Here is a 12,779-nt window from a genome sequence, read left to right as displayed (position 1 = left end):
CCGTAAGGTCGGCACGGTTCAAGTAACCCAGCGCCACGCCCTGCCCGCCGATGTACAGCTCGCCGGCAACACCCACCGGCACCGGTTGCTGACGGGCATCGAGCACGTAGGCGCGGCTGTTGCCGACTGGTTTGCCGATGGGGATGCTGCCCTCGTCCGCACGCTGAATTTCATAGGTGGTCGAGAACGTGGTGGCTTCGGTGGGGCCGTATCCATTCAACAGGTGCTGCGGCGCACCGTCCTTGAGTACGCGCGCAATCACGCTTGGGTCCAGCACATCGCCGCCGACAATCAAGTAGCGCAGTTGCGGGAATACCGGCAACAGACCCTCGGCGTACTGATGGAACAGCCCGGCGGTCATCCACAACACGCTGATTGATTGCTCTTGCAGCAAGGTGGCGAAGGCCTCACGGGACAACAGCGTGTCCTGATCAACCACCACTACCGCGCCGCCGTTAAGCAACGGTGCCCACACGTCCAGCGTGCTGGCGTCGAACGCCGGGTTGGAGGCGAAGGCCACACGGTCCTGCGGATTGAACTCGGCATAACCGTTGTTGATCACCAGCCGCGTAATCGCCCGGTGTGGCACCAGTACACCCTTCGGCGTGCCGGTGGAACCGGAGGTGTACATGATGTAGGCCGCGGTTTCCGATGACTGTTCCAGGGCCGGGTTGTGTTCCGGCTGCTTGTCAAGATCAAGGGTATCCAGGTCAAGGCGTTGGCCCGCCACCTCGGTTGCGCTAGTGGTCAACACCCAGCGCGCGCCGCTGTCTTCGATCATGAAGGCTTGCCGATCTGCCGGGGCGTTCACATCCAGCGGCACATACACCGCCGCGCACTTGCTGATCGCCAACTGCGCCACCAGCAAATCCAGGGAACGCTCCAGCAGAATCGCCACCCGCTCACCCGGTGCTGCGCCAAGGCTCAGCAAGTGGTGGGCCAGTTTGTTGGCCCGCGCGTTCAGTTGCGCGTAGCTCAGTGCGGCAGTGCCCTGCACCGCCGCCACGACTTGCGGCGTTGCCGCTGCCTGCTGCTGGAACAGGTCGTGCACGGTCTGCCCGTTGGGATAGGCACGCGCCGTGGCGTTGAACGCCTCCAGCACTTGCCGTGTTTCGTCCAGCGGCAACACCCTGACCTGCTCCAACGGCAGCTGCGGCGTCTGCTCCAGCGCCTGCACCAGGTGCGTGACCGCGGTCAGCAGGTAGTCACAGATGCGCCGCGCCTCGATCGGCGAAACCACCAGCGCGCTGAGGTTGAACTGCTCGCCCAGGTCATCGACGCTCAGGGTGATGGGGTAGTTGGTGCGTTCTTCAGCGTGCAGCAGGTACATGCCGTGCCACGCCTGGTCCATCTCCACCGCGTCTTCGACCCCGGCACTGTGCCGGTAGTTGAGCAAGGCACTGAACAACGGCGTGGTTGCCGCGACCCCGCTGCAACGCTGGGCCAGGGCCAGTGAAGCGTGTTCATACCCGAGCAATGCCGTGAGCCGCACATGGGTGGATTTGACCGCCGCCCGCACACTGTCTTGCGCCACATCCACGCGCAGCGGCAAGGTATTGATAAACATCCCCAGCGCCCGGTCCGCGCCCTCGCCGCCTTGCATGCGCCCCAGCAGTACGGTGCCGAAGACCACGCTCTGACGACCCGACAAGGTGCCCAGTACACGCGCCCAGGCCAGGTGGAACACACTGGCGGCACTCACCCCGGCCTGGCGCGCCTGCTCGCGCAGCCGCAGGCTGAGGTCGAGGTCCAGCAAGTGCGTGGCCTCGCCCACATCGTGACCTTCGCCCTGCACATCCTGCAGGCCGAACGGCAGGGTCGGCTCGTCGATATCGTCGAGCATCTCGCAAAAAAACGCCTCGTGTTCCGCTTCGCTGCTGCCCAGCCGGGCCTGCGCCACATAATTGCGATAAGGCACGGCATGCCCCAGCGCCTCGCCATGGCCCAGCAGGATCTTGCGCATTTCCTGCTGCACGGTATCGAGCGCGGTGTGGTCCATGACCAGGTGATGGAACATCAGCACCGCGACGACGCGCCGGTTGGCTGGGTCCTGGGCGTAGACCATACGCATCAAGGGCGCCTGAGTCAGGTCGAGGCGATAGTGACGCGCGTCGAAACGCTCGCGCAGTTGCGCCAGCACGTCACCTGCCGCCGGGTCGCAGACGACCTCCTGCACCACCAGCCGGGCCTTGCGCCACACCACTTGCATCGGGCTTTCCAGGCCTTCCCAGACCAGGCCGGTACGCAGGATGTCATGCCGGTCGATGACCGCTTGCAGCACATCGGCGAACACCTGGAAACGCTCAAGGTTGTCGAAGCCGTAGCTGGATTGCAGCAGGTAAGGGTCACCTTCGTCGGTACGGATATGGTGGTAAAGCACCCCTTCCTGCAATGGCGCCAAGGGGTAAATATCCTGCACATTGGCTACGCCACCCGGCACCGTGGCGACAATGCGGTCGATGCCGGCCTGGCTCAGTCGGGCCAGCGGTAACAGTGCCGGAGTGATGCGCTCGCAGTCGGGGGTAATCAGGTTGGCTGGCACGGCCACCTCGCGTCCGCTGCCGACCGCAGCCGCCAGGGCAGCCAGGGTTGGCTGGCGGAACAACACCCGCACATCGGCGCTCAGGCTGGCCTGGCGCATACGCTCGATCAGGCCTACCGCCAGCAACGAGTGGCCACCCAGTTCGAAGAAGTTGTCATGGCGCCCCACTTGCTCGACCTTGAGCACGTCGGCCCAGATCTGCGCCAACAGGGTTTCGATCTCGCCCTGCGGCGCTTCGTAGCCACGGCTGAGCAGCGCGTCCTGATCCGGTGCCGGCAGGGCTTTGCGGTCAACCTTGCCGTTGTTGGTCAGCGGCAGGCTGTCCAGGCGCACGTAGGCGGCCGGGACCATGTAGTCCGGCAGTTGGTCGTGCAGATGATCGCGCAGCGCTTCGATGTTGACGTTTTCGCGCTCGGTGAAATAAGCCACCAGACGCTTGTGCCCCGGTTCATCCTGACGAGCCAGTACCACCACGTCCTTGACCTGCGGGTGCTCGCTCAGGCGTGCTTCGATTTCTCCCAGCTCGATACGGAAACCACGGATCTTCACCTGCTGGTCGTTACGCCCCAGGTACTGCAGGGTGCCGTCGGCACGCCAGGCCACCAGGTCGCCGGTGCGGTACATCAGGCCGCCTTCGTTGAACGGGTCAACCAGGAAAGCGTGGGCCGTAAGGTCGGCACGATTCAGATAACCCAGTGCCACGCCCTGCCCGCCGATATACAGCTCGCCGGCGACTCCCACCGGCACAGGTTGCTGACGGGCATCGAGCACGTAGGCGCGGCTGTTGCCGACCGGCTTGCCGATGGGAATGCTGCCCTCGTCCGCACGCTGAATTTCATAGGTGGTCGAAAAGGTGGTGGCTTCGGTGGGGCCGTAACCGTTCAACAGGTGCTGCGGTGCGCCGTCCTTGAGTACACGCGCAATCACGCTAGGGTCCAGCACATCGCCTCCGACAATCAGATAGCGCAGTTGCGGGAATACCGGCAACAAACCTTCGGCGTATTGATGGAACAGCCCGGCAGTCATCCACAACACACTGATCGACTGCTCTTGCAGCAAGGCGGCGAAGGCCTCGCGGGACAACAGCGTGTCCTGATCAACCACCACCACTGCGCCACCGTTGAGCAACGGCGCCCAGACGTCGAGGGTGCTGGCATCGAATGCCAGGTTGGAGGCGAAGGCCACGCGGTCATGCTGGTTGAACTCGGCATAACCGTTGTTGATCACCAGCCGCGTAATCGCCCGGTGCGGCACCAGCACGCCCTTCGGCGTGCCGGTGGAGCCGGAGGTGTACATGATGTAGGCCGCGGTTTCCGATGACTGTTCCAGGGCCGGGTTGTGTTCCGGCTGATTGCCAAGATCAAGGGTATCCAGGTCAAGGCGATGGCCAGTGACTTCGGTCGCACTGGTGGTCAGCACCCAGCGCGCGCCGCTGTCCTCAATCATGAAGGCTTGCCGATCCGTCGGGGCATTCACATCCAGCGGCACATACACCGCCGCGCACTTGCTGATCGCCAACTGTGCTACCAGCAAATCCAGGGAACGTTCCAGCAGAATTGCCACTCGATCACCCGGTGCTGCGCCGAGGCCCAGCAGGTGGTGGGCCAGGCGGTTGGCGCGGCTGTTCAGTTCACCATAGGTCAGTCGCTGCCCATCCTGCACAGCGGCCAGTGCCTGAGGCTGCGCGGCCACGAGCGCTTCGAAAACCCCGTGCACCGTCAGCGCGGCAGGATACGCCCGCGTGGTGGCGTTGAAGGTCTGCAGCACCTGTTGGCGTTCGGCCGCCGGTAGTATGCTCAGGGCCTGCAGCGCCGTGGTTGATGACTGCTCCAGCGCCTGCACCAACTGCTCCAGCGCCTGGTGTACAAAGCCGCACACCCGTTGCGCGCCGACCTGAGCCAGAGTCAATACGGTCAAGCTGAAACCGTCACCCCATTCGTCCACGTTCAAGGTCAGCGGGTAGTTGGTGCGTTCCTCACCGCCGAGCCCTTCCATACCCTGCCAGGCTTGCTGGACTTGCTCGGAGCCCTCGGCCACGGCGCTGTGCCGGTAGTTCAGCAATGCGCTGAACAACGGCAAGGGCGCGTTCACCTGGCTGCAGCGTTGCGCCAAGGCCAGCGACGCGTGTTCATGCCCCAGCAACGCGCTGAGACGCACATGGGCCTGGCGCACCCCGGCACGGGCATCGCGCTGGTCGATGTCAAGGCGCAGCGGCAAGGTATTGATAAACATGCCCAAGGCCCGTTCGGCGCCTTCACCGCCGAGCATGCGGCCCATCAGCACGGTGCCGAACACCACGTTCTGCTGGCCGGTCGCGGCCGCGAGCACCTGTGCCCAGGCCAGGTGAAACAGGCTGGCGGCACTGACGCCAAGCTGACGCAACTGGCCACGCAGGCGCCGGTCGAGTTGGGCATCGACCACCAGGTGCGCTTCTTCGATATCTCGGGCATCGCCTTGCACATCTTGCAGACCGAAGGGCAAGGTCGGGGTGTCGATATCCCCGAGCAACTCGCAAAAGAACGCCTCATGCTCCTGCTCGCTGACACCCAGGCGCGCCTGGGCCACGTAATTGCGATAAGGCACCGCTTCGGGCAGTTGCGCATCCGGGTTGCTCAGGTAGGCCTGCATTTCCTGGCTGACCACCTCCAGCGCGGTATGGTCCAGGGCAATGTGGTGGAACAGCAGAATCGCCGCCACACGCTGCCGGGCCGGGTCCTGGGCATACACCAGTTGCATGAGCGGCGCGCGGGCCAGGTCGAGACGGTGTTGGCGTGCACCAAAGCGTTGCTCAAGCTGGGCCATCACATCGCCGCCGGTGTCTTCCAGCAGCACCTGTTGCACAGCCAACTCAGCCTTGCGCCACACCACCTGTACCGGGGCCGGCAGGCCTTCGAGCACAATCGCGGTGCGCAGGATGTCGTGTCGGTCGATCACGCGCTGCAGCGCCTGGGTAAACGCCTGCAAACGCTGCTCGTCGGCAAAGCTGAAGCGCGCCTGCAGCAGGTACGGATCCCCCCGCTCGGCGCTGAGGTGATGGTACAGAATGCCTTCCTGCAGCGGCGCCAGCGGGTAGATGTCCTGCACGTTGGCCACGCCGCCCGGCACGCTGTCGACAATCCGGTCCAGGCTGGCCTGGTCGAGGTTGACCAGTGTCAGCAGGTCCGGGGTGATGCGTGTGCACCCGGGCTGAATGCGGTTGGGCTCGACCGTCACTTCACGGCTGTGGCCCACAGCCGCGGCCAACGCCGCCAGGGTCGGCTGGCTGAACAGCACGCGCACGTCGGCCTGCAAGCCCGCCTGGCGCATGCGGCTGATCAAGCCCACCGCGAGCAGCGAATGCCCGCCCAGCTCGAAGAAATGGTCATGCCGGCCCACGCGCTCGACCTTGAGCACTTCGGCCCAGATCTGCGCGAGCGCGATTTCCACCTCACCCACCGGGGCCACGTAGTCACGGCTCGCTTGCGCGCTTTGATCCGGTTCCGGCAGGGCCTTGCGGTCCAGCTTGCCGTTGGCCGTCAGCGGCAGGTTGTCCAGGTGCATGTAGGCCGCCGGGACCATCGCGTCCGGCAATTGGGCTTGCAGGTAGCGGCGCAGGTGCTCGATATCCAGCGCTTCACCCGCGGTGAAGTAGGCGATCAGGCGTCCGTCGCGGGCAATGACCACGGCCTCGCGCACAGCGGGATGGCCGCCCAGGCAGGTCTCGATTTCGCCGAGTTCGATGCGCACACCGCGGATTTTCACCTGGTCGTCGTTGCGGCCCAGGTAATCGAGCGTGCCGTCAGCCAGCCAGCGCACCAGGTCGCCGGTGCGGTACATACGCGCTTGCGGGTCGCTGCTGAAGGGGTCTTGCAGAAAGCGTTCGGCGGTCATTTGCGCACGGTTCAAGTAACCGCGCGCCACCCCGGCACCGCCCACATAGAGTTCACCGGCGACGCCCAGCGGCACCGGCTTGAGTTGTGCGTCGAGCACGTACACCTGGGCATTGGCCACCGGCCGACCGATATGCAGTGTCCGGCCCGCGTCTATCCGCCCGGAAGTCGCCACGACCGTGGCTTCGGTGGGCCCGTAGTTGTTGACCAGGGTGAAGCGCTGCGCCTGGGTGAACTGGCGCAGACGGTCGCCGCCGATCAGCAGGGTCTTGAGGGTCGGGTGTTGCAGGTTCTGGCTGAAGGCGTATTCAGCCACCGGCGTCGGCAGGAAACTGACGTCCAGCGGCTGGGCCAGCCACCAAGTCAGCAGCGCATCAATGTCTTCGTTGCCCTGCGCCGCCGGTGGCAGATGCAAGGTGGCGCCCACGCATAGCGCCGGCCAGACTTCCCAGGCCATCGCGTCAAAACCAAATCCGGCGACGCTGGAGGTGTGGCTGCCGGCGCTGAGGCTGAAGGCTTCGCAATGCCAGTTCACCAGGTTGTCGAGGGTCTGGTGCTCAACCATCACGCCTTTGGGCAAACCCGTGGACCCGGAGGTGTAGATCACATACGCCAGGTGTGCCGGGGTCAGGCCGGCAATCTGTGGGTTGGCGCGCGCGGGGCCGGCCAGCAACAGCGAGTCAAGTTCGAGTACCGGTACGCTCATCGCCGGCAAGCGCTCGCTCAGCCCCGGTTGCACCAGCACCACCAGCGGAGCGCTGTCTTCGAGCAAATAGCCGATGCGGTCCAGTGGGTGGGCCGGGTCGACGGGGACGTAGGCCGCGCCGGCCTTGAGGATGGCGACCAGGCCCACCAGGGTTTCCAGGCTGCGGCGCGCACAGATCGCCACGCGATCATCCGGCTGCACGCCCAGTTCGATCAGACGATAAGCCAGGTGGTTGGCTTGCCGATTCAGCTCGGCATAGGTCAGCGTCTGGCCGTCGTACACCGCCGCGAGCGCCTTGGGGCTGCGCTCTGCCTGCTGTTCAATACGCTGGTGGATGGTCAACCCGCGTGGGTAGTCGGCGTGGGTCTGGTTGAAACCTGCCAGCACCTGCTGGCGCTCGGCATCCGGCAACACCGGCAGCTGGTTGACGGCAGCCTGCGGGTTTTGCTCCAGCGCCTGAAGCAGATGTTCCAGGGCGCTATGCATGTAGTCGCAGAAGCGTTGCGCGCCCAGCACCGGCAAGGCCTGAACGGTAAAGGAAAAACCGTCGCTGAACTCATCGACGCTCAGGGTCAGCGGGTAGTTGGTGCGTTCCTCGGTGTGGAAGAATTCGATGCCGCGCCAGGCCTTTTCGGCCTCGTCACCGGCCTGGGCCGCCGCACTGTGGCGATAGTTGAGCAAGGTACTGAACAAGGGTTGCGGTGCTGCGACGCCACTGCAGCGTTGCGCCAGCACCAAGGGTGCATGCTCATGACCGAGCAATGCGCTCAGCCGAGCATGGGTGGCCTTGAGCGCCGCCTGGGCGCCGTGATCAGCGATATCCACCCGCAGCGGCAAGGTATTGATGAGCATACCCAGCGCGTGCTCGGCGCCCTCGCCGGCCTCCATGCGCCCCAGGAACACCGTGCCGAACACCACGCGCTGTTGGCCGGTGACGGCCGCCAGCACTTGCGCCCAGGCCAGGTGGCACAGGCTCGCGGTACTCACGCCCTGCTGACGGGCCTGGGCACGCAGGCGCTGGCCCAACGTCGGCGCGACGGCCAACACGGCTTCCTCCAGGGCATTGCCATCGCCCTGCACATCCGCCAGGCCGAACGGCAGGGTCGGCTCGTCCACCTCGCCGAGCATGTCGCGAAAGAACGCTTCGTGCTGTTGTTCAGTCACGCCCAGGCGCGCCTGCGCCACGTAATTGCGGTAAGGCACCGGTTTGCCCAGCTGCGCGGCGTGACCCAGCAGGTATTGCTGGATTTCATGCTGCACCACGGCCAGCGCGGCATGGTCGGAGATGATGTGATGCAACATCAGCAACGCCAGCCAGCGCCCATTCTGCGGGTCATGGGCATAGGCGATGCGGATCAGCGGCGCCTGGCTGATGTCGAGGCGAAAGTGCCGGGTGTCGAAACGCTGCTCCAGTTGCTGGCGGATATCACCCTCAGCCGGGTCCAGCACCAGCTCTTCAACCTGCAAACGGGCCTGGCGCAGCACGACTTGGTGGGGCTCGTCGAGCCCGTCCCAGATGACCGCGGTCCGAAAGCTGTCATGCCGGTCGATCACGCATTGCAGGGCCTGGCTGAAATCGTCCAGGCACTGGCGGTTGTCCATGCCGATGGTGCATTGCAGCACATAGGGATCGCCCTGCTGCGCCGACAGGTGGTGGAACAGAATCCCCGATTGCAGCGGCGCCAGCGGGTAGATGTCCTGGATGTTGGCGGCCCCGCCGGGAATCTGCCCGACGATAAGGTCGATGGCCGCCTGGTCGAGTGTGGTCAGCGTCAGCATGTCCGGCGTGATCCGCGTGCAGCCGGCGACGATGCGGTTGGCCGGAATGTCCACCTGCCCGGCGCGCTGTGCCCTGTACTGCCCGGCATTGATCAAGGCGATCAGCTCAGCCTTATGCTCGCGCAGTGCGGCGAGCACGCTCGGTTCCTTCAACGCCTGCTTGTTGCCTTGTACGACGAGTTGGTCACCCTTGACGGAGAGCTGGACATCTTTTTCTTTTAATGTCGCCAACAGTTCGAGAACACTCACAGGACCATCTCCATTCTTTCGGTAATTTCGGCGTATTCCCAGAGCGTGGGTTGCTCGAACAGCGCCTTGACGTTCGCATCGATGCCATCCTGGCGTAACCGCCCGATCAGGCTGACGGCCAGCAGTGAGTGGCCGCCCAGTTCAAAGAAGTTGTCGTGGCGCCCTACCCGCTCCACGTTCAGCAGCTCGGCCCAGAGCCGGGCCAGGGCGATTTCCGTGTCACCCTGCGGCGCTTCGTATTCACGGCTGCGCAGCGCGGCCATGTCCGGGGCCGGCAGCGCCTTACGGTCCAGCTTGCCGTTGGGGCTCAGCGGGAACGCCTCCAGGTGCACGAACACCTGCGGCACCATGAACTCCGGCAGTTGCTCCAGCAGATGGGCGCGCAGCTCGTCAGTCGCCGCCGGCACGCCGGTGTAGTACGCCACCAGGCGTTTGTCGCCCGGCACGTCCTCGCGGGCCAGCACCGTGGCTTCCAGAATCTGCGGGAATTCGCCCAGGCGCGCCTGGATTTCCCCCAGTTCGATCCGCAAGCCACGGATCTTGACCTGATCGTCGTTACGCCCCAGGTACTCGATGTTGCCGTCCGCCAGGAAACGCCCGACGTCACCGGTGCGGTACAGCCGGCCCTCGCTGAACGGGTCTTTGAGGAAACGCTCGGCGGTCAGCTCCGGGCGGTTCAGGTAGCCACGGGCGACCTGCACGCCACCGATGTACAGCTCGCCGCTGACGCCCAGCGGCACCGGCTGCAAGTGCGCGTCGAGCACGTACATGCGGGTGTTGGCGATGGCCTTGCCGATCGGCGTGTTGTCCGGGGTCTGCGCACCGCTGCAGTCCCAGGCCGTGACGTCCACCGCCGCTTCGGTCGGGCCATACAGGTTGAACAGCTGGCTGCCCGGCAGTTGCTGCTTGAAGCGGCGCACCACGCTGCCCGGCAGCGCCTCGCCGCTGCACATCACCCGCACCAGCCCGGCCGCCTGGCTGACATCGCCATGGGCCAGGAACACGTCAAGCATCGACGGCACAAAGTGCAAGGTGGTGACCTGCTCGGCCTCGATGATGTCGCACAGGTATTGCGGGTCTTTGTGCCCGCCAGGGCGCGCCATGACCAGGCGTGCGCCGGTGAACAGCGGCCAGAAGAACTCCCACACCGACACGTCGAAACTGAACGGGGTTTTCTGCAGCACGCTGTCGTCGGTACCTAGGCCGTACTCCTCCTGCATCCACAGCAGGCGGTTGACCACCGCGCGGTGTTCGTTGATCACGCCCTTGGGCTGGCCGGTGGAACCGGAGGTGTAGATCACGTAGGCCGAGTGCTCCGGGGTCAACGCGGCCACCGACGGGTTGATTGATGGCAGGTGCTGCCAGTCGGCGTGATCGAGATCCACCACCGGTACGGTGATGTCACCCAGCAAGCCGCGGGTGGCAGTTTGCACCAGCAGCACAGCCGGGGCGCTGTCTTCAAGCATGTAGGCCAGGCGCTCCTGCGGATAGGCCGGGTCCAGCGGCACATAGGCGCCGCCGGCCTTGAGGATCGCCAGCAGGCCGACCACCATCTCGGCGCTGCGCTCGACACAGATCGCCACCGGTGAATCCGGCTGCACGCCGTGCGCCAGCAGGTGATGGGCCAGGCGGTTGGCCTGGGCGTTCAACTCGCGGTAGCTCAGGCGCTGGCCGTCGGCCCACACCGCAACCGCGTCGGGGGTGCGTTCAACCTGGGCTTCGAACAGGCCGTGCAAGGTCTGTTGCAGCGGGTAATCGCGGGCGGTGGCGTTGAACTCCACCAGCAGGGTATTGCGCTCGGCAGCCGGCAATACCGGCAGTTGCTGCACGGCGGTGTTCGGTGCGCTTTCCAGCGCTTCGACCAGGCTGTGCAAGGCGGTCTGCAGGTAACCCACGACCCGCTCGGCATCGACACCGATGACCTGGGCGCTGAGGTGGAAACCATCGCCGCGGTCATCCACGTTGACCGCCAACGGATAGTTGGTGCGCTCTTCCCCGGCCAGGGTTTCGATCCCCACCCAGGCGTCACGGGTTTCGTGCATGACGCCATCGCTGGCGCTGTGACGGTAGTTGAGCATCGCACTGAACAACGGTGAAGGCGCAACCACGCCGCTGCAACGCTGCGCCAGTGCCAGCGAGGCGTGCTCGTGCCCCAGCAGCGCCGACAAGCGGGCGTGAGTGGAACGCACCCCGGCACGCACGTCCTGGTGATCGAGGCTCACCCGCAGCGGCAAGGTGTTGATGAACATGCCCAACGCCCGGTCGGCGCCGTCGCCACCTTGCATGCGCCCCATCAGCACGGTGCCGAACACAACGTCCGGTTTGCCCGATGCAGCGCTCAAGACCCGTGCATAAGCCAGGTGGAACAGGCTGGCGACGCTGACTCCCAGCGTCCGTGCGGCGGCGCGCAGGCGCAGGTTCAGGTCAGCGGGCACGTCTTGCCCGGCTTCCCTGACGGCATGACCGTCGCCTTGCACGTCCTGCAGGCCGAACGGCAGGGTCGGCTCGTCGATATCGCCGAGCATCTCGCGGAAGAACGCCTCGTGCTCCTGCTCGTCCGTGCCCAGGCGCACCTGGGCCACATAGTTGCGGTACGGCATGGCAGGTGCCGGTGCGGCGGTTGATCCGGCCAGGCTGGCAGCGATTTCGCGGCTGACCACGTCCAGCGCCGTGTGATCCAGCGCCATGTGGTGGAACAACAGCACCGCCACCGTGCGCCCGTTGCGCTCGTCCTGGGCATAGGCCAGGCGCAGCAACGGCGCCTGGCTGACATCGACGCGGTAATGACGGGCATCAAAGCGCGCGTGCAGTTGGCTCAGCACATCGCCCTCGGCCGGGTCGAGGATCACCTCTTGGGTCGGCAAGTGGGCCTTGCGCCACACCACTTGCGCCGGGGTGCCGAGGTCTTCCCAGGCAATCGCGGTGCGCAGAATGTCGTGCCGGTCGATCACGCCCTGCAAGGCCTGGGCAAAACGCTGCAGACGTTCGACGCTGTCAAATGCCATTTGCGATTGCAGCAGGTACGGGTCGCCCTGCTCGGCGGTGATGTGGTGGTAGAGAATGCCCTCCTGCAAGGGCGCCAGCGCGTAGATATCCTGCACGTTGGCCACCCCGCCCGGCACGCGGGCGACGATGCGGTCGATGCTCGGCTGATCAAGGTTGATCAACGGCAACAACTGCGGGGTGATGCGGGTGCAGTCCAGGGTAATCAGGTTGGCCGGCACGGCCACCTCGCGTCCGCTGCCGACCGCAGCCGCCAGGGCGGTGAGCGTCGGCTGGCTGAACAAGACCCGCACATCGGCGCTCAGGTTGGCCTGACGCATGCGTTCGATCAGGCTCACTGCCAGCAACGAATGGCCACCCAGTTCGAAGAAGTTGTCGTGGCGCCCCACTTGCTCGACCTTCAGCACCTCGGCCCAGATCTGCGCCAACAGGGTTTCGATCTCGCCCTGCGGCGCTTCGTAGCCACGGCTGAGCAGCGCATCCTGATCCGGCGCCGGCAAGGCTTTGCGGTCAACCTTGCCGTTGTTGGTCAGCGGCAGGCTGTCCAGGCGCACATAGGCGGCCGGGACCATGTAGTCCGGCAATTGGGCGTGCAGATGATCGCGCAGCGCTTCGATGTTGACGTTTTCGC

2 protein-coding genes are annotated in these 12,779 nt (G+C 65.2%); both read right to left on the bottom strand.

The window, feature by feature from the left end:
* Window positions 1-9,127 (bottom strand): non-ribosomal peptide synthetase (locus GWQ44_RS30745; RefSeq protein ID WP_275929101.1); only part of this gene is annotated, 9,127 nt, incomplete at its 3' end.
* Window positions 9,128-9,141: 14 nt separating this feature from the next.
* Window positions 9,142-12,779, bottom strand: a 3,638-nt coding sequence (locus GWQ44_RS30740; RefSeq protein WP_275929100.1) for an amino acid adenylation domain-containing protein, incomplete at its 5' end; no start/stop codon positions are given.

This window comes from Pseudomonas sp. 3MA1, assembly GCF_029237275.1.
Taxonomy (GTDB): domain Bacteria; phylum Pseudomonadota; class Gammaproteobacteria; order Pseudomonadales; family Pseudomonadaceae; genus Aquipseudomonas; species Aquipseudomonas fluorescens_AP.
This window is presented reverse-complemented; position numbering and strand designations above follow the sequence as displayed.